The 19,921-nt window shown below is 47.2% G+C and carries 15 protein-coding genes and 1 tRNA gene; 6 read left to right on the top strand and 10 right to left on the bottom strand.

All coding sequences use genetic code 11. The features are described from left to right. Positions 1–18 precede the first annotated feature (18 nt). The 4 genes from K7R10_RS12690 to K7R10_RS12705 all read left to right on the top strand — a co-directional run bounded on the left by K7R10_RS12690 (position 19) and on the right by K7R10_RS12705 (position 4,639). A complete protein-coding gene (locus K7R10_RS12690; protein WP_224485095.1) occupies positions 19–1,263 on the top strand; it encodes an MFS transporter in 1,245 nt (414 codons plus the stop codon). A 66-nt stretch (positions 1,264–1,329) separates the two neighbouring features. After that, a tRNA-Arg gene (locus tag K7R10_RS12695) sits at positions 1,330–1,401 on the top strand. A 445-nt stretch (positions 1,402–1,846) separates the two neighbouring features. Then, entirely contained in the window at positions 1,847–2,413 is a 567-nt protein-coding gene (locus K7R10_RS12700) for a hypothetical protein (RefSeq protein WP_224485096.1), read from the top strand. A gap of 153 nt (positions 2,414–2,566) precedes the next feature. Next, positions 2,567–4,639 (top strand): M13 family metallopeptidase, encoded by a 2,073-nt coding sequence (locus K7R10_RS12705; protein ID WP_224485097.1) that lies wholly within the window; start codon positions 2,567–2,569, stop codon positions 4,637–4,639. A 512-nt stretch (positions 4,640–5,151) separates the two neighbouring features. Here the strand turns inward: K7R10_RS12705 and K7R10_RS12710 are convergent. From K7R10_RS12710 to K7R10_RS12720, 3 genes are all read right to left on the bottom strand, one after another. Beyond that, positions 5,152–5,868, bottom strand: coding sequence for a tetratricopeptide repeat protein (locus K7R10_RS12710; RefSeq protein WP_224485098.1), 717 nt, complete (start codon positions 5,866–5,868; stop codon positions 5,152–5,154). Positions 5,869–5,974: 106 nt separating this feature from the next. Next, positions 5,975–6,817: a Rossmann-fold NAD(P)-binding domain-containing protein gene (locus tag K7R10_RS12715; protein WP_224485099.1), complete on the bottom strand. Its 843-nt coding sequence runs from the start codon at positions 6,815–6,817 to the stop codon at positions 5,975–5,977. Beyond that, positions 6,814–9,096, bottom strand: a complete 2,283-nt coding sequence (locus tag K7R10_RS12720; protein ID WP_224485100.1) for a M28 family peptidase — start codon at positions 9,094–9,096, stop codon at positions 6,814–6,816. The genes K7R10_RS12715 and K7R10_RS12720 overlap by 4 nt, the downstream gene beginning before the upstream one ends. A gap of 121 nt (positions 9,097–9,217) precedes the next feature. Here K7R10_RS12720 and K7R10_RS12725 point away from each other — a divergent pair, with 121 nt between their 5' ends. Further along, the gene (locus K7R10_RS12725) at positions 9,218–9,685 is read left to right on the top strand and encodes a CBS domain-containing protein (protein WP_224485101.1); all 468 of its coding nucleotides are present in this window, start codon (positions 9,218–9,220) and stop codon (positions 9,683–9,685) included. Here K7R10_RS12725 and K7R10_RS12730 read toward each other — a convergent pair. From K7R10_RS12730 to K7R10_RS12745, 4 genes are all read right to left on the bottom strand, one after another. Further along, a complete protein-coding gene (locus tag K7R10_RS12730; protein ID WP_224485102.1) occupies positions 9,682–10,032 on the bottom strand; it encodes a hypothetical protein in 351 nt (116 codons plus the stop codon). The two genes, K7R10_RS12725 and K7R10_RS12730, sit on opposite strands and share 4 nt — an antisense overlap. Before the next feature lie 11 nt (positions 10,033–10,043). After that, on the bottom strand, positions 10,044–13,184 hold the full coding sequence (locus K7R10_RS12735; RefSeq protein WP_224485103.1) for a VPS10 domain-containing protein: 3,141 nt from the start codon (positions 13,182–13,184) through the stop codon (positions 10,044–10,046). 118 nt (positions 13,185–13,302) lie between these two features. Further along, a complete protein-coding gene (locus K7R10_RS12740; RefSeq protein ID WP_370631313.1) occupies positions 13,303–13,848 on the bottom strand; it encodes an NUMOD4 domain-containing protein in 546 nt (181 codons plus the stop codon). Between the two features lie 44 nt (positions 13,849–13,892). Next, positions 13,893–15,419 (bottom strand): bifunctional GNAT family N-acetyltransferase/carbon-nitrogen hydrolase family protein, encoded by a 1,527-nt coding sequence (locus K7R10_RS12745; RefSeq protein ID WP_224485105.1) that lies wholly within the window; start codon positions 15,417–15,419, stop codon positions 13,893–13,895. A gap of 192 nt (positions 15,420–15,611) precedes the next feature. Between K7R10_RS12745 and K7R10_RS12750 the strand changes: the two genes are divergently transcribed. Continuing rightward, positions 15,612–15,953: a single-stranded DNA-binding protein gene (locus tag K7R10_RS12750; RefSeq protein ID WP_224485106.1), complete on the top strand. Its 342-nt coding sequence runs from the start codon at positions 15,612–15,614 to the stop codon at positions 15,951–15,953. Positions 15,954–16,218: 265 nt separating this feature from the next. Here K7R10_RS12750 and K7R10_RS12755 read toward each other — a convergent pair whose 3' ends face one another. Genes K7R10_RS12755 through K7R10_RS12765 form a run of 3 tightly spaced genes read right to left on the bottom strand, consistent with a single transcriptional unit; the run spans position 16,219 to position 19,838 of the window. Next, positions 16,219–16,737, bottom strand: coding sequence for a ferritin (locus K7R10_RS12755; RefSeq protein ID WP_224485107.1), 519 nt, complete (start codon positions 16,735–16,737; stop codon positions 16,219–16,221). A gap of 58 nt (positions 16,738–16,795) precedes the next feature. Beyond that, entirely contained in the window at positions 16,796–18,925 is a 2,130-nt protein-coding gene (locus K7R10_RS12760; protein WP_224485108.1) for a Tex family protein, read from the bottom strand. A gap of 10 nt (positions 18,926–18,935) precedes the next feature. Then, complete coding sequence (locus K7R10_RS12765; protein ID WP_224485109.1) at positions 18,936–19,838, bottom strand: histone deacetylase family protein; 903 nt, start codon at positions 19,836–19,838, stop codon at positions 18,936–18,938. Between the last annotated feature and the right edge of the window lie 83 nt (positions 19,839–19,921).

Below are 19,921 nucleotides of genomic sequence, written 5' to 3' on the forward strand. Positions count from 1 at the left end.
GCAAATCCTGTCTTGATTTTGAAAAGTTTATTCAGTTTTTTACAACAAAACAGGGCTCCGGTCTCTTTTGCCTGGAGCCTGACCTTCCTTTCCAGTTTCGGACAAACCTTTTTACTTTCCTTATATGTTCCGGAGTTGCTCAAAGCCTTTGAACTTTCTAAAGCAGGTTTCGGAAGCGTCTATGCGGTCTGTACCGTGATCGCTTCGGTGGTGATGCTCACCGTAGGTCATACCATTGATCATAAACCTGTGAAAAAGGTAACAGCATTTGCGCTTCTGGCCCTGGCCATTTCCTGTTTTCTTCTGGGTTTCTCAGAGTATCACATCGCTTTGCTGTTCGTGGCTGTAACCGGGTTACGTCTTAACGGACAAGGAATGCTGACACATATCGGGTTTACCCTGATGTCGAGATATTTCAACAAAGACCGCGGGAAGGCATTGAGTCTGACCTCCCTCGGATTTTCTGTTGGGGAAGCAGTATTTCCGCTTATCATCTCGCTGCTGATACTCCGCTTTGATTATAGGGTGGCGGCTTTCGCAAGTGGCGTTTTATTATTGGTTTATATGATCGCCCTGCGCTTTATGGATCTCAGAGGTTTTGACCGGCAACGGGCCGTTACCGGTAAACAGAACTGGAGCAAACTGGCAGCCACCTTTGGTGAACTGATCAGGGACAAACGGTTTTTCATCATTGTTTCGCCCAGCTTTGCGCTGGGATTCGTCTCTACAGCGATCTTCTTTTATCAATATGTTTTCGTTGAAGATAAAGGATGGTCAGTCGCCCTGTATGCCACTTTTTTTACGGTATATGCGGTCACCCGATTTATGTTGTCTGTTCTGGGCGGTGTATGGGTCGACCGGTTCGGTGCCCGAAAATTGTTCTCTTTTTATCTCTTTCCGATGAGTCTGGGGTTACTGGCCTTTGCCTTTATCAATCATATCGTCGGAGCCCTGGTTTTCCTGATCATGGCAGGTGTTACCATGGGGATAGCGGGTACGGTAAAGACCGCCGTTATCGCAGAGGTGTACGGTACGGCCAAAATGGGAACCATCAGGAGTCTTTTTACCATGTTTATGGTGCTGAGCACCGCCCTTGGGCCTCTGTTGGTGGGGGGTATGCTGGATAAGGGAATAAGCTTTCCCTATGTGATACTGAGCCTTATGGTTTTGATGATCCTGGCGCAGTTCAATGCGATGAGAATCAGAAAGGTGCCCCTGTTCAGGGAGAGTTATGAGGTCAGCCGGGTGGAAAAAAACGTTTAAAAAAAGTACAAACTTTTAAAAAGCCTTTATTTTTGCAGGAGGTTGTTTAAAACAAATCGGGTTATTGGCCCCGTAGTTCAAGGGATAGAATAGAAGTTTCCTAAACTTTAGATCCAGGTTCGAGTCCTGGCGGGGCTACATCAAGCAGAAAACCCATCGCGAAGGCGATGGGTTTTTTTATTCCCCGGGAACGTCAAGTGCTTGCACTTGTAAGTGAAAGGGGAATAAAAAATACAGCCTGCAAAGCAGGGTGAGGGTTTTGTATTTGCAGGAGTGGGCCCATACAGGTCCACGCAGTACTCCTGGCGATTTATGGTCACCATGCAAGCATGCTTGCAAATGGTGGAAGGGCATTAAAAAAACAGCAGGCGAAAGCCTGGGTTTTGTATTTGCAGCAGTGGGTCCATTCAGGTCCACGCAGTATTCCTGGCGTGTAAAAGTCACAGGTTTAGCCGTAATTGCTAAACCGTTACCGATTATTCAAATTTCCCTTCTTTTTATTCCTTTAGCTGAGCCGTAATTAATGGTATGTACTCTGCATACATTGATTACATTTGCAATTATAATTACCAATGCTTCAAACATGTCACTGATATCTCGTTCCGATAAAAAGGTTTTCAGATTAATGTCTTTACTGTCATTAGGACTTCTGCTGTCATTCATTGTGTTTTCCTGCGGAAGGGAAGAGAAGACCGAGGAAAATGCCGAGGATCAGGAGCAGGAAGTTCGCACCTATGCTGAACTCCCCGAGATCAGACCATTAGAAGGCATCGATGAAAGTCAGATAGATTCATGGATCAATTTCAGGGAACTTGAGGCTGAAATGCGAACCTTCAGAAATAAGAATTCGGGAGACCTTACCTATACGGTCGATCAGCTTATTCAGATCGAGAATAAGATACATGCCGATACCATACCCGATAAATTCAATACCCGCGGTATTAAAAGCCGACTCAACCTGATGAAGACCTTTCTCTATCAGCTTAAGTTCAGACTGCAGGATAACGATGACGTAAGTGAGGTCAATGCTTCCAGAACCAAGGTGATGGAAGCCTATAATGCCCTGCGATTCCAGATCAGCGAAGTGCTGCGTGAAAAGATCTATGAAGACTTTCTTGAAAAGAACCGCGACTCGGTTGCAGGAGGTTAAAAATCAGTGTTTTTCCTGTCTTTGAAAGCGACGTGATTTCGTACATTTTTCTGCTATTCTTAAAAAAAACCTAAATGCGTTCGGGTCGGTATTTCCTGACGACTATATGTCTTATATTGCATGAGTTAATCTCAAACCTAAATAACGAATACAATGAATGTTAATTTGAAAAAGTCGGCTTATGTCGGACTCCTTTCACTTGCCGTTGTGTCATGTAAGACCGAAAGTGAAAAAGATCTGGCTCAGACCGAGGAAATTCCGGGGATCAATCTGGAATATATGGATACCACGGTTCGGGCACAAGACGACTTCTTCCGTTTCGTCAATGGGGTGTGGCTGGATAGTACCGAAATACCTTCTGACAGAACCATATGGGGAAGTTTTAATGAATTGCGCAAGCGAACCGATGAAGATGCCCTGAGCATACTTAAGGGCGCCATGGATGACCCACAGCTGGACCCTGCCTCTGACCAGGCCAAAGCCGTACGTCTGTTCGAAAGTATCATGAATACCGATGCCAGAGACAGTATCGGAATGGCGCCAATCATGCCTTACCTGGAAAAAGTTGAGCAGATCAGCAATGTTGAAGAACTGCAGCAGTTCCTGGTTGAAATGGGCCCAAAAGGCCTTGGAAATTTCTTCGGGATCGGTGTTAGTGCTGATAAGAAAGACAGCAATATCAATGCAGCCTATCTTGGGGTAGCAGGTCTGGGTCTTCCTGATCGTGATTATTACCTTGAAGAGGATGAGCGCTCGGTGGAGATACGCGAGAAATACGTTGATCATGTGAGCCGTATGCTTCAAATGGTCGGTGTTACCGCAGAGGAAGCCGATGCTCAGGCAAAAAACATACTGGCTTTTGAAACCAGACTGGCTGAGGCTATGCTGGATAAAGTAGAACGCAGAGACCCGAAAACCACCTACAACCCGATGGCTGTAAGTGAACTGCAGAATATGACACCGGCTATTCAGTGGTCATCTTATTTTAACGAAATGGGTGCGACTGATCTCGATACCATTATCGTGTCCCAGCCAAAGTATATGAAAACCCTCCAGGAAGTACTGGCCGAAGGGAAAGTGGAAGACTGGAAAGACTTTCTGCGCTGGTCGGTAATCAATGATGCTGCCAGTAATCTTACCACTGAGATGGATCGTGCCAACTGGGAGTTCTACAGCAAAGAGCTGAGAGGTGCCAAAGAGCAACTTCCTCTGGAAGAAAGAGCACTGAGCTCAATCAACTGGACTGTAGGTGAGGCTCTTGGTAAGTTGTATGTAGATAAGAAATTCCCGCCTGAAGCGAAGGCTAAGGCTCAGGAAATGATCGCCAACATCATCAAGGCTTATGAGAACCGCATCAATAAACTCGAGTGGATGGATGAGGATACCAAAAAGAAAGCCATTGAAAAGCTGAATAAGACCACTATCAAGGTAGGATATCCTGATAACTGGAAAGACTACTCAGAGCTTGAGATCGTATCTGTAGACGAGGGAGGTTCTTACTTTGAGAACACCCTGAATATCGCTCAGTATAACTACCGCGATAATATGGAAGACCTTGGGCAGCCGGTTGATAAATCTGAATGGTTCATGGCGCCGCAGGTAGTAAACGCATACTATAACCCTTCATACAATGAGATTGTATTTCCCGCAGCGATCCTGCAGCCGCCTTTCTATAACTTCACCGCTGATGCAGCAGTGAATTACGGAGGTATCGGTGCGGTGATCGGACATGAGATCTCTCATGGATTCGATGATAGCGGTGCTGATTACGATGCCGAAGGGAACCTGGTGAATTGGTGGACCGATGAAGACCTGGAAGAGTTTAACAGGTTGGGAGACTCACTGGCTTCTCAGTACGACCAACTGGAAGTACTGCCCGGAGTTAGTGTAAATGGGAAATTTACTTTGGGTGAGAATATCGGAGACCTCGGTGGTGTAAGCGCTGCCTATGACGGACTCCAGATCCACCTTACAGAACACGGAGACCCCGGTCTGATAGATGGATTTACACCTGAACAACGCTTCTTTATGTCCTGGGCCACCGTCTGGAGAACCAAGGCCAGAGACGAAGCCCTGAGAAACCAGGTGAAAACAGATCCGCATAGCCCGGGAATGTTCCGCGCGGTTCAGCCTTTGAAGAACGTTGATGCCTTCTATACAGCTTTCGATATCAAAGAAGGCGATGCCATGTTTCTTGAGCCTGATAAGCGGGTGAAGATCTGGTAATTTATATTTCATATCACAACAAGGCCTCCAATTGGGAGGCCTTTTTTTTTGTAATGAAGTTATGAGGTGATGGGGTGGCAGGTAAATAGGTAAGTAGGTAAGTAGGTAAGTGGGTAAGTGGGTAAGTGGGTAAGTGGGTAAGGTTTAATGGCGAGAGACGTCTTTGCGAGTCCCGATATTTCGGAACGAAGCCATCTTTTAAAGTTTAGTGCTACTGCCCCCTGTCGTTATTATAATCAGCTATCTGAAAGGAAAATAGGGAAATAGGAAAGTGGGAATAAGTAGTAGCTAAAGACATTTCTCAGGATTCCCTCAGACCTGGAGTAGAATCTAATTACTATGAAATAAAAAAGCAGCCCACCGGGCTGCTTTTTAAATATTTTTGGATGTGATCCTTGTTAATTCATTATTGTATCACAGTATCACGAAGACGCTATTTGACTTTGTAAATTTCTTACTTCGACAGCGCCGATACTATGAGGCAGTTTGACAAAGTTATAGTCAGTTCCTCACTACTTCCCTCCGTCTTCCCCGGTGGCAGGTTGCTGGGCAGCTTCCTTTTGCTTGAGAAGAAGTTCTTTGATCCTTTTTGCGAGAGCAAAATTAGGAGCCATCACTATCGCCTCATCGATGAGAGAGATGGCCTGGTCAAAGTTAGTTTTATCCTGGTTGTATTTTAGCAGTCCTTCCTGGTATTTAAAGGCGGCCTTGATAGGTACCTGGTAAGGAGGTTTGGCCTCGTAAAAAGGCAGCATTTCATCATCCTTAGCGTTTTCAAGTCCGTATTTGATATAGGTCTCAGCTTCTGCGATCTTTCCTATCTGCAGATTGAGGTCGACCAGTTCGTAAGCCTTGAATACGTCGGGTTGTCTGCTGAAAAGAATATCGAATTGCTGTACGGCCAGTTGTGGCTGATTCAGTGATTTCAATGCTATAGCCTTTACCTCGACCGCCAGATCTGAGGCATCGGTGTCTTTTTCCGCTCCCAGCACATTAATCGCCTGGTTATGCATATTGGCATTCAGGTAATAGTAAGCCAGGGTGTCTTTTCTTGCCTGGGTAGGCTCCAACACAAGGAGGTGGGTGAGGCCGTCAATGGCTCCCCTGATATCTCCCTGTGATTTCATTTGCTGATAAAACGATTCGTAATGATTTTTAATACTCGCGTCAGACTGAGCTGCAGCCGTCAGGGAAACCATTCCGGCCAGGGCAAATGCGATTTTTTTCATGGTATAAATAATCTGGTTCTTATTCTCATTCTGCCGGGCGAGATCGGTCTGGCCCGGGCTGAGGCCAAATCTATTAAATTTATTCAATTAAAGGTTAAAATAAGTCTTAAAGCTTTTGGTTCTCAGGCATTATCCAGTCCAGCTTTTCATTTAAAAAACGGTATTGCAGCGCATCGCATGTATTGGCTGAGGAGATGCGTTTGCCGCCTCTCTGATCATTCTGATCAAATTCGGGGGGTAAGAGCCCGTTCCGGGCAGCTATCTCACCATAATAAGACGATTTTTCAGGATGGTAAGGAGACACGCCATGACAGACAGAGACGGACTTTTCTGACTCAATCAGGGAAGTAATCAACCCGATACAATCCTGACGATCGATTAGGTTGACCGGAGCATGCGGGGAGGCGAGCCCCTGTTTACCGGAAAGGAATTTAACCGGGTGACGATCCCCTCCAAACAGCCCCCCGAATCTCAAAACTGTGCCTCTTATTTGCTGAAGCCCTGTAACCAGTTTTTCAATTTCGGCCAGTTGTCTTCCCGAATCAGAGTCGGGTTCCGGACTGGAAGCTTCATCAAAAGTCATCTCCCGGTCAGGAAAGACAGAGGTGCTGGAAATGTAAATGAGCTTCCTCAGGCTGGCAGCTTCCTGTAAACTATTCAAAAGAGAGCCGATCTCAGCGACATGGTCTTTTTGCGGATCACTGCGAAGTCCGGGAGGAACTGCGATAACAAGAAATTCAACATGGTTGAGAAAAGCGTGAATATCCCCGACAGGTCCTTTCGGATGAAGCCGTAGCTGAAAAGGTTCTGCACCGGCCGACCGCAAAAGGGGAAGTTTATGTTCGGAGGTAGTGGTGCCTTTCACCCTGTACCCCTTCCTGTTAAGATGTTCTGCCAGCGGAAGGCCGAGCCAGCCGCAGCCAAGTATGCCTATGGTTCTTTGACTCATAGCGATATTTTCTTTTTAACGATGATAGCATCATTGAGAACGAAGGGCATGGGAATGCTGTTCCCGGGTCTTTCCGGTACGGAAAGATCCTCATGCCGTAACAGGTCATAGGAGCTTTCATAAAAGATCAGTTCTGCTTCGGCTTCCGGGTCAATGACCATTTCTATAGTGGTATAATCGTTCTGTGTGATAAAATGGGTAAACAGGCGCTCCCTGCGCTGATGCAGATAACCCTCATCATATGCAACGCCGTTAGTTCTTAGCGAATGTATCTGAAGTCCGGGGGCCAGAACTTCCAGCCGGTTCACATCCCGGTGAGGTACCACACAAAGCTCAAGGTGTCTCAGCCCTGAAATAAGGGTGTCTTTTTTGATGCTGATATCCGGTGGCATCAGGGATATGGATGTTGCCGGAGCTGTAAAAGTGAAACTGCTACCGTATTTGCTGCTGAAGTTCTGACCCTCATCGGGCTTGTTGTTTTTGGTGGGGATGAAACCTTTGACCCATTCGTCCGGTTCTTTATTATAGGTGGCCCAGATCGATTCATTACTGTCGGCGTCATGCAGGTAGACAAGGCTGGTGGGTCGGGGTCTCTCGGGGGTGAAGGCAGCATCAAAATGGGCGCTGATAAAACTGAAGGCCGCAACTATCGCGAAAAGAAATGCGAGCGTTTTCTTCCACCTGTATCTTAACAATAGCGGCAAACAGAGCGAAAAGATCAGCACTGTGAAAATGCCGCTAGCCACCAATATTTTAAGTCCGAGGCCTATCGGGAACATTTTTACGAAGGGGCCCAGAATCCAAATTGCAGGAAGCGCCAGAAAGAGCATCAGGAACAGGCTGGGTTTCTCCTGTCGCAAATAGATAAAATAGGCTGCCACCGTACCCAGTGCCGGTATAACAAAGAAGCCTGCTCCCGGTAAATATACCGCCAGGATGATGCATAGTGCAAACCATAGCAAGAGGGGAAAGAACAGTAGTGCGGGTGCCGGGATCTTTCTGAACCGTGCATAGGTATAGAAACAGATAGCCAGTGCGAAGGCTGCTATGAAGGCGATATAGTCATGACCATTATAGGTGAATCCGTGCAGCATATCACGGTATCCGGGGTAGAGCCACAGCAGCAGAGGCCACAGGAGGTATCCTGTAATACCAACGACCGTTAAAGAGATCAGCAATGGGAGACTTCCTTTTCCGATATCTTTCAGAATTAGTTTATTGCTGCTGAACCCGTATATGGTAACAGAGAGAAAAACAATGAAAAGACCCAGGATCATCGGCCATATCCATGAGAAGGGAAAAAATACCAGCCTGTAAAACGGAAAGTCAAAGTAGACATGATCCCCGGAAGATGACAGGTTTCCCAGATCGGCCTGGGCAAAATAATACAGCAGAGGCATCAGATAGGATGCCTGGTGCTGAAGCGTAGCGGGATCGAGCCTTTCGACGCGGTCCAGGGCCGTATGATAATCAAAATGATCGTCAATAAAGGCAAAGTTGAAACCATCGATATTTCCGTCTTCGCGAAATACGGTCAGGTCTGTATCGTTTGGTAAGAGTTTATAAATGCTGTAAGCCAGAGAATTTGCCACCGGGTGGGTGGGGTTGGCGTCAGAGAATGATTCGATCAGTTTTGCATTTCCTCCATTCGTTTCTATGAGCATATATCCGGGTCCACCGCTACCCCGGGCCTCGAAATTCAGCACAAGTGCAGCTTTTTGTCTGAGCTCATGCTTCTTGACAAACAATTCAGCACCGTTCAGTCCGAGCTCCTCGGCATCGGTAATCAGGATGATCACATCATTTTCAGGGATGTTTCCCTGGGCGAGGTAGGCCCTGATGCCTTCCAGAATAACAGCTACACCGCTGGCAGCATCACCGGCTCCGTGTGAAGAGTGGGGCTGACTGTCGTAATGACTCATTAAAACCAGCGCCTCTTCCCGGCTGTCATCGCTTCCTTCAATAGTGGCGATGATATTTACAGCCTTACTGAGGCTTCCCCAATCTCCGGCCGTGTAACCCTCCTGGGTTTCGACCTGCAACCCCATTGCTTTGAGTTCCCCTATAATATAATTGCGAACAGAATCATGAGCCCGCGAGCCTACATAATGAGGAGCTACAGACATGGCTCTGACGTGGTCAAAGGCACGCGTATTTGAAAAGCTTTCGGCAGGGATTTGCACTGAAGGGTCGTCGGGATTCGGAGTAAGTTTCTGGAAGCGCCAGATCACGGCTAAAATCAGTAGTAACAGGGTGGCTGCCGCCGCAATTCTTTTCATGTCAGGAGTTTGGTTTAAACTTACGAAAAAGCAGAAAATTAACAGTTCCGCTGAGAATTATTTATTTTAGTTTTCCAATATTCTGTATATTTATAAAGGAGCAACACTAAAAACGAACATTATGGGGATCAAGAGTTTTCAAGGAGAAAGAGAAGAGATAAAAAAGGAATTTAATGCGCCTGTGCTGGTAGAAGACTATATGACCAAAAACCTCGTAGTCTTCAAACCTGAGCAGTCTGTGCTGGAGGTCATGGAGTTGTTCATAAAGCACAGAATTTCAGGGGGTCCGGTTTGTGATGATGACGGTCACCTGGTAGGTATTATTTCAGAAGCAGATTGTATGAAGCAGATATCTGAAAGCCGGTATTTCAATATGCCGATTCTGGATAAAAGCGTCAAAAAATTCATGAGCACAGAAGTGGAGACCATCGAGCATGACAAGGACATCTTTGATGCGGCCTCACAATTCTATAAAGGTAACAGGCGACGACTTCCGGTAATGGAAGACGGTCGACTGGTCGGACAGATCAGCCGGAAAGACATCGTATGTGCGGCGCTGAAACTCAACAGTCAGAACTGGGGTCATTAACGCTCCCGGCGTACGATCATTATAAAATCATTTTCCAAAGGCAGGTAACCAAGATCATAGATGAAATAATAGGTGCTGCCTTTTTTTGTGGTATATACACTGGTCAGGTGGTCAAAATCAAAACCCTCATCAAGCAGGCGTTTACGAGTGGTTTTTACCTTATCACCCGGATTGATCTGATCAAGAATACGGTAATTCTTCCGCAGGCGGTTATTTACGTTTCTTATAAGGTTCTTCGTGTCTTTGTTCAGTTTATTGTTATAGGCGTTCCGACAATAATCAGAACAGAATTTCTTGTCGGAACGTCCTATTACTTTTTCTCCACACTCAAGACATGTCTTTTCCATGATGCGAACAATTATGGTTTCTCAGACATGATAATTGCAGGCACCCCTTTTTCACGATACATGCGATTGAAGGTCTCGAACCCTTTATTGACAATTTCATCATAGCGTTGCTGCTGTTCTTTCCAATTCAGAAGGAGATCGTCCAACCGAAGGCGGGCGCCCTGAGTGAGTTTCGGATCTGCACTGCCGGTATAGTTCTTCAGGTACATTAGCTCGGCATTGAGCTGATTGTTAAAGTTGATCACATCCTGAAAGGTCTTCTGCTCGGGTTGTATGAGTTCACGCTCCCAGGCATCGATAGCGCTTATGAGTGTGTCGGCCTGCTTTCGGAGGTCTTCCCAGCCATCTTTATCCTGCATAAGCTTGCTGTAGTTTTCCAGTTGCTCCCTGGTAGTTCGCATCCCGTTGACCGTTTCATGAATTTCGGTGATCAATGAATCGATCTCGTCTGTAAAGCGTTCCTGTTCGCGATAATCTTCCATCGAGGCTTTGATGTTCGGGTTGGGCCTGATAGTGACCGGGGTACTTACCGTATCGCTTTCAGTTATGAGTCGTAACTCGTAGGTTCCCGGAATCACGTAATTACCCCGGTAGTCTCCGTAAACAAAAACTTTTTCTACTGCAGGAAGCGTGGATTTTCTGAAATCCCAGGTGAATCGGTTAAATCCGGGTTCAGCAGGCAGTACAGCAGGTTTGGAAGGTCCGCCGGGCCATGACGCGAAGGCTTCGGGTGCTTTGCTACCGATGGTTCTGATGATATTGCCCTGATCGTTGATCACTTCGAGTTTCAGCTCGATACTGTCTTTGGTTTCAGGAATAAAATAATCAAAAGTGACTCCCGATTCCGGATTCTGCCCCACATTGTTGCTGAGATCATTTTGTCTGCCTCCGACAAAGAGATAGGTTTCTTTCGGACTATAAATGGTCAATTGTTCCGGCTTTTCCAGCATGGATTGCTGCAGGGGAGAAAGGTCATCAAGAATCCAGAAGGATCGTCCTGCCGTTGCGGCGATCAGGTCATTCTGCCTGATGGTCAGATCGTTTATAGGTACTACCGGAAGATTGAGCTGGAAGGGCTTCCAGGTTTTACCGCCGTTCACCGATACATACATTCCTGTTTCGGTACCGGCGTAGAGCAAGCCTTCGCTTACCGGGTCTTCACGTACCACCCTTACAAAAGTGTGCATCCCCTCAATACCTTCGGTTATAAGCTTCCACGACTTTCCGTTATTGGTGGTTTTATAGATATAGGGTTTAAGGTCGTTTTGCTTGTATCGCATTACGGTGATATATACCGTTTCGGGATTGTGGGGTGATATCTCTATACTGTTGATAATCCCGTCTTTCACATCTCCCGGCGTAACATCGGTCCAGTTTTTTCCTTCATCATCAGTGCGGTGCAGCAGTCCGTCGTCGGTTCCGGCCCATAGTACACCGGCCTGTTGTGGTGATTCGGCCAGGTACATGATGGTGTTGTAATTCTCTCCTCCGGCAGCTTCGTTGGTGAAGGGTCTGCCGCCGGGCCCCTGTTTATCGGCTTCATTTTTAGTCAGGTCACCGCTGATGGCTTCCCAGCTGATGCCTCCATCGGTGGTTTTGAGGATCACATTCCCCGCATGATAGACCGTATTTGGCTGGTGTTGGGAAAAGATGATAGGAGCGTTCCAGTTGAAACGGAATTTCATTTCTCCCGGTTCATTACCCAGGGAGAGTTCGGGGTAGGCCTTGATCTGTTTACTTTCTTTAGAGATGCGGTTCCATGCGTCTATGATTCCCTGGTAGCAACCTCCATAGACCACTTCGGGATCGTTCGGGTCAAAAGCCAGGTAAGCGCTTTCGCAACCTGCTACTGAGAACCAGTCTTTCCAGTCGATCCCGTTATCGTTGGTGCGGCTCATAATAGCGATAGCACTGTTGTCCTGTTGTCCGCCATAGACCATATAAGGTACCTGGTTGTCTGCTGATACCCGGTAAAACTGTGCGGTGGGTTGGTTTTCCTGTGTAGACCAGCTACGGCCTCCGTTGAGCGATACGTTAGCACCTCCGTCGTTGGCATTGATCATGTATTTGGTGTCAAGAGGATTGATCCAGAGGTCATGGTTGTCGCCATGCGGGGTGCTTACAGGAGTGAAGCTTCTTCCACCGTCGATCGATTTCAGCATGGGGGCATTGAGTACATATACCGTGTTGAGGTCGGCCGGGTCAGCGAAGATCTCCATATAATACCAGCTTCGGGCGATATTGATACGGTCGTTGTTTACCTGTTGCCAGCTTTTTCCGGCGTTATCAGACCGATAGACCCCTCCTTTTTTGCCCTCTGCCTCAATGACGGCCCACAGCCTTTCGCTGTCGGCTCCTGAGACGGTGATGGCAGATTTGCCCATCGTTTCGGGAAGACCCTCAGTCATGGGTTCCCAGCTGTCTCCTCCATCGGTACTTTTATAAAGTCCCGAATGTTCACCCCCCGATTCCATAACCCACGGATATCGTCGGTGTTCCCAGAGACTGGCATAGAGTATTCTCGGGTTGGCGGGATCCATCTCCAGAGAAGAAGCCCCTGTTCTGTCATGGGTGTAAAGAAGTTTTTCCCAGTTCTTCCCTCCGTCACGGCTGCGGTAAACTCCTCTTTCTTCAGAAGGTCCGTATTGTGCGCCCTGCACTGCCACGTAAACGATATCAGGGTTTTCAGGATGGATGATCACATCTGAGATATGCCTGCTGTTGTCGATGCCGATATGAGTCCACGTTTTACCGGCATCGGTAGAACGATAGACACCGTCACCGGTTGAGGTCATCACTCCTCTTGCTGCATGTTCTCCCATGCCGACATAGATCACATTCGGGTCGGAAGGAGCGACGGCGAGGGCACCGACGGTTCCGGTTTTGAAAAATCCATCTGAGATGTTCTTCCAGGTGATCCCGGCGTCGGTTGTTTTCCAAACCCCACCTCCCGTGGTTCCCATATAATAGGTAAGGGGATCTGAAGGCACCCCGGTGCAGGCGACACTTCGCCCTCCGCGGAAGGGTCCGATATTACGCCATTTCAGCTGTTTGAATTCAGGCAGTGATTCCGGGTCCTGCTGTGACCGCAGCTCGTTGGTTCCCGTTGCAAAAAACAACAGGGTAAGGAATACATAAAAGCTTGTTTTCATAGTAGTAAAGGTCTTTATGTTTCGGTATGGTTGGTGAACCCGGCCCGAAGGCCGGGTATTATATTCATTCAGGTGGTGAGGCCTGAAAGTTTTTTTCGGTTTGGAATCCGGTTTGTCGTCATGGCTTCACGCTCCCCCAGTTCTCACCTGATTTGATCCGGTAAAGCTGCATTTCAGAGATTCCGAATTGTTTGGCGATCATCTTCATACGGGTTCTTCGGTTCGGATCATTGATCTTTCTTTTAATCAGTCTGACCTTGGCTTCGGTAAGCTTGGAATAACTGCGATGGGTTTTTTTGCGTTCCTTGGCCTCGATCACCCTTGGGTTTTTACTGTTGTGTTTTGTCAGTTCTGAACGGTTGGCCCATGCCAGGTTATCGGCATGATTGTTTAGCTTGTCAAAATCACGATGTATCACAAAACGTTTTTCTTCCTTTTTCTCCAGGAATAATTCGGCAACCGCACGGTGAATGTAGACCAGGTCGTTCTTCTTGTTCTTCTTGATGGCTGTAACCACGCTGTATCCGCCTACTTTGCCCGGGTCCAGCAGCTGGCCTTCGGGTTTATGCTTGAAGCTTATAACCCTGCCGAAATTGGAGATTCTGTAATGTTCGTTCTCGCGCCATTCCGGACGCCTTAAGTCTTTCCAGACTTCGTCTTTCAAATTGATAATCATTATAATATATAGGTTGGGGAGTTAATAGATTCTCAGGTTTTTTTGATCACGTCATAGAGGTCTTTTCTACGGTCTTTCAGCGTTTTCACACTTCCGTGTTCATGTAATTCCTTCAGCAGGTCCAGGTCGACATCTACGATCAGCGTCATTTCTGTATTGGGGGTAGCTTCCGCCTTTACACCATTAGTGGGAAAGGCAAAGTCGGCCGGAGTAAAAACAGCCGCCTGGGCGAACTGTATATCCATATTGTTGACCCGCGGGAGGTTTCCCACGCAGCCTGCAATGGCCACATAACATTCATTTTCAATGGCTCGGGCCTGGGCACAGTGTTTTACCCGGGTATATCCGTTCTGGGTATCGGTAAGAAAGGGAACAAATAGTAATTGCATACCTTCTTCAGCCATCAGTCGGGGTAGTTCTGGGAATTCCACATCATAACAGATCATGATTCCGATCCTTCCGCAGTCAGTGTCAAAGGTCTGAATAGTGTCTCCGCCGCTCATACCCCAGTGAGCTATCTCGTTGGGGGTGATATGGATCTTGGTATAGATCTCTGAGGAGCCATCTCTTCTGCAAAGAAAACCAACATTTAACAATTTCCCATTTTCATCGATATACGGCATACTTCCCGTGATAATGTTGATATTGTAGGAAATAGCGAATTCCTGGAACTTCTTTTTGATGGTATCGGTATAACCCGCCAGCTCCCTGATGGCATCGGCTTCGTTGAGATAATTGAAATCGGCCATTAGGGGTGCGATGAACAGTTCCGGGAACAGCGCAAAATCACTTTCATAACCGCTTACCGCATCGATAAAGAACTCAGCCTGCTCATACAGGTCTTCCAGGTTTTTCAGGGGCCTCATCTGCCATTGTATCAGGCCAAGCCTGACTACCGACTTACGGGAATTGATGAGTTTTCTGCTGGGTTCGTAGTAGATGTTGTTCCACTCCATCAGGACGGCGAAGTCCTGGGAACTGGTATCTCCTTCAAGGTAATTCTTCATCACCTTTTTAACGTGAAAATCATTGCTGAGCTGAAAGGCGAGAACCGGATCGAACAACTCTTTCATACGCACTTTTTCGATGTATTCCTTCGGACTCAGTTCTTCAGCATATTTGCCGTAGTTAGGAATGCGTCCCGCAAATACAATCCCTCTGAGGTTCATCTGTTCACAGAGTTCCTTGCGTTTGTCGTAGAGTCGTCTGCCAAGTCTCAGACCCCTGTAGGCAGGGTGTATGAACACATCGATCCCATAGAGTATGTTACCCTTTGGGTCATGAGTGGAAAATGTATCGTTTCCGGTGATTTCTTCGTAAGTATGGTTGTCATCGATATCGTCTGCGTTTATGAGCAGCGATAAGGCGGCTCCAACGACCTTTCCATCTGCCAGGATCACGAACTGTCCCTGACGGAATATGGAAAGCAACCGCTCGATCTCATGCTTCCTCCAATACATTTCCTTCAGCTCCCTGTAAGCTTCGATCATCGAATCTTTCAACTCCAGGTAATCCTCGACCTGCAGATTTCGCAGCTCGATCTGGTTTATAACTTCCATAAATATGAGAATATTACTACAATGATACAGATAATTTTTAAACGATTACAAATGATTATAATCGATTATAAACGAAAGTAACCATGTATCAACCGAATGGGCCGGGGGTACCTTCAGATCTTGAGATCAGAATTCAGGGTAAATCCAATTTACGAATTATTCAAGGAACATTAATTTTTAAAACTTGTAATTATGAATGCATTAAGAAACAAAGTGCAACTGATCGGCAACCTGGGCAACGATCCCGAGATCATCGAATTGGAAAGCGGCAAGAAACTGGCCCGTATTTCTGTGGCTACCAACGACAGTTACCGCAACAGTGCGGGTGACCTGGTAAAAGATACGCAGTGGCACAATGTGGTGGCCTGGGGCCGCCTGGCTGAGATCATTGAAAAATATCTTCGGAAGGGTAACGAGGTGGCAATTGAAGGGAAGTTGTCTTCCCGGAGTTATCTCGATAAGGAAGGCGTGAAAAAGTACATTACCGAGGTGAATTGTCACGACCTCCTGATGTTGGGCGGGAAGCCGCAATAAAAAAGGCGATCTCTTTAAGATCGCCTTTCAGGCAGCAGTTTTTTTGATCAGGTCGAAGCAGGGGCATCTTTTGCAACGCTTCGATTCTGATTTTTTATACTTATTGCAGCATTTGGACTTGTAGGTAAGAACTTTATCTTTCTTCGCCTTCTTGTCTTTTTTATCCTTCTTTTCCTTTTTCTTCTTTCCCAACCTTAGATGGTTTTTGAGTTTCGAGAAAACAAAGATATGCTATTTATAATTAATCTAAATAAAATTTAACATCCTAAACAGCAGAAGAGGAAGCCGAGCTGGTTACCGTAAGCTGCTGAATGTCCCGGTCGAAAAGGTAGAGTCCGCCCTTATCGTCACCGATGAGATTGATCTTATCCAGTATGGACTTGGCCATGGCTTCTTCTTCGATCTGTTCAGCCACATACCATTGCAGGAAATTATGTGTGGCATAATCTTTCTCCTGCAGAGACTGGTGAACCAGTTCATTGATGCTTTCTGATACCAGTACTTCATGATCGTGCAGCATCTGGAACATTTCCTGGAAGGAGTTGAAGGTGACATTCGGTGCTTTAAGGGCCGATATCTGGGCATGACCTCCGCGTTCGTTGATGAATTTGATCAATTTCAACATGTGTTCTCTTTCTTCATCTGACTGGTCGAACATGAAGCGGGCAACGCCTTCAAGTCCTTTTACCTCTGCCCAGCAGGCCATTGCCAGGTATATCTGGGAGGATTCTGCCTCAACCCGAACCTGGTCATTAAGTGCTTTCTCTATTTTTTTGGATAACATATGATATTTCCTTTTCAGTTAAAGTTAATGAATTCGTGATAAAGAACGGGATTCTTTATCATGCGTCAAGTTTCATAGACAGCTGTATGCGATTTCGCTCCTTATCGATGTCGAGCACTTTCACCCTGATATGCTGGTGCAAATGAACGATCTCATTGACATCGCTGATATAGCGGTCGGCCATGTTAGATACGTGAACCAGTCCGCTTTGTTTGATCCCTATGTCAACAAAGCATCCGAAATTGGTGATGTTGTTTACAATGCCCGGCAACTCCTGCCCGGGATACAGATCATCAATGGTTCTTACATTTTTGTCAAATTCGAATACTTCGGCTTTCTCCCGGGGGTCGAGGCCTGGTTTTTCGAGCTCAGCCAGGATGTCTTTCAGGGTAAGCATTCCTGTTTTATCATCGACATATTTCGCAGGTTCTATCTGAGCCACCAGCTTTCGGTTTCCGATGAGCTCCCTGATGCTGACACCCAGATCTTTCAGTATCTTCTGTACCACCGGATACGATTCGGGGTGTACTCCTGAATCGTCGAGCGGATTCTCACCGTCTTTGATGCGCAGAAACCCTGCAGCCTGTTCGAATGCCTTGCCTCCAAGTCTCGGAACCTCGAGAAGTTGCTTCCGGTTTTCAAAACCTCCGTTTTCACTTCGCCATGCGATGATATTTTCTGCCAGCTTTTCTCCGATCCCTGATACATAGCTCAGCAAGGGTTTACTCGCTGTGTTGAGGTTCACCCCGACTTTGTTTACGCAGCTTCCGACCACCCGGTTCAGTTCTTCTTTTAGTTTATTCTGATCCACATCATGCTGATATTGTCCGACCCCGATCGATTTCGGATCTATCTTAACGAGCTCGGCCAGCGGATCGGCCAGCCTTCGTCCTATGGATACGGCGCCCCTTACGGTGACATCGTAATTCGGAAATTCTTCCCGGGCCACCGAAGAGGCTGAGTATACAGAGGCCCCTGCTTCATTGACCACGAATACCTGCAGGTCCCGGTCGAAGCGAATGCGTTTCACCAGTTGTTCGGTTTCCCTTGAAGCGGTACCGTTACCGATGGCGATGGCTTCGATCTTATATGAGTTCACCAGGGAGCTGATCTTTTTCATCGCCATGGTGCTTTCCTTTTGAGGAGGGTGCGGATAAATATTTTCGTTATGGAGTAATTGTCCATTTTCATCCAGGCAGACCACTTTACAACCGCTTCGGTAACCCGGATCGATGGCCAGGATGCGCTTTTCGCCCAGCGGGGCTCCCAGAAGTAACTGTTCCAGGTTTTTGGCAAAAACAGCAATAGCGGTTTCCTCTGCTTTTTCCCTTGCCTGGTTGAGGGCTTCTTTCGAGAGCGCAGGCTCCAGAAGTCGCTTCCATGCATCTTCGGCAGCTTTACGAACTTCATCGGCTCCACCGTGTTGAGCGCGAATCACCCGCCTTTCAATCTTTTCAAGGGCCTGATCCGTATCGATCTTTACAGATAGTCTGATCACACCTTCCTTTTCAGCTCTTAAGATGGCCAGCAGCCGGTGAGACGGACAGCGGTTCAGGGGTTCAGACCAGTCGAAATAATCCCTGAAACGGGCAGCTTCTTCACTGTCTTTTTTCGAACTGATTACCCTGGTGGTCAGCAGGGCATGTCTTTCGTAGATCTTGCGTAGGTCATTCCTGATGGCGATTCGTTCGTTGATCCATTGAGCGATGATGTCACGGGCTCCCTGAAGTGCCTCTTCCACACTGTTCAACTCGTCGTTAATAAACCGCAAAGCCGCCGCTTCCGGGTCGGGTGTGTTCTGGGCCATGATCATCTTCGCCAGGGGCTCCAGTCCTGATTCCCTGGCCTTGTCGGCCCTGGTTTTCCGGGTCTTTTTATACGGAAGGTAAAGGTCTTCGAGTTCGTTCAGGTCGTAACAGGCTTCAATCTGTTTCTTCAGTTCAGGGTCAAGAGCGTCCTGCTCTTTGATGGCCTGTATGATCGTTGTTTTTCGCTTTTCGATTTCTTCATAGGACTTCTTGAGCTTTTCGATCTCAGTGATGGCCACTTCATCGAGATTTCCGGTTGCTTCCTTTCGGTATCTCGCGATGAAGGGAATGGTGCTGTCTGCATTGAGCAGGTCGACCGTATTCGACACAGCCTTTTCAGGGGCATTGACCTGTTTGGTGATAAATTGTATAAGGGTCATACTTGTGTTTTTAGAAATATAGTTCGCGGGCAAGCCTGAAGGTATTGGCATGGGCCTCGACGATCGTCTTGATCTCAGGAGAATAACCGCCTCCCATGCTACACTGAACGGGTATGCCATGGCTGAGACAACTGTTCAGTACCATGGCATCCCGCTCTTTACATCCTTGCAGGCTGAGTCCCAGTTTTCCCAGTTTGTCTCCTGTGATCACGTCAACTCCGCAAAGATAGAAGATGAAACCGGGTTTGACCTTCTCTATGAGTTGGCCCAGATGGTTCTCCAGGATCCTGAGATAAGTCCCGTCATCTGTTCCGTCTTCCAGGGGGATGTCGAGATCGCTTTTTTCCTTGCGGAAGGGGTAGTTGTTCTTTCCGTGCATGGAAAAGGTGAAAACTCTTTCCTCCCCTGCAAATATTTCTGCCGTTCCATTACCCTGGTGTACATCGAGATCGATGATAAGGATCTTTTTCGCCTGTTGCTTTTCCAACAGCTCATAGGCTGCGATCGCCTGGTCGTTGAGCAGGCAGAAGGCTTCTCCGTGCCCGCGGTATGCATGATGGGTGCCACCGGCAATGTTCATGGCAATACCATGATCTCTGGCGTACTCGGTTCCTTTGATGGTTCCACCGGCTATGGTGATCTCTCTCTCCACTAGTTCGGCAGATAGGGGAAATCCCGTTTTGCGTACTTCGCTGGGTTTCAGTTCCAGCCTGGTAAGACGCTCAAAATAGTCACGGTGGTGAGCCCTGAGTATTTGTTCACTTTCAGCGGGTTCAGGTTCAAAAAAATTCTCTTCCTCACAGGTTCCCTCATGAATCAACTGCTTTGGCAGGAGTTCGTACTTGATCATGGGAAAGCGGTGACCCTCGGGTAGGGGATGCTTGTAGATGGGATGGTAAGCGATCTTGAGCATAGATAAAGCTGAGTTTCCGCGATGGTTACGCGAAGATAGCCGTTTAAGGGCGGTTATAAAAGAGGAAAAACTGTAATCCGGTT

The organism is Robertkochia aurantiaca (genome assembly GCF_020166495.1).
Lineage (GTDB): Bacteria > Bacteroidota > Bacteroidia > Flavobacteriales > Flavobacteriaceae > Robertkochia > Robertkochia aurantiaca.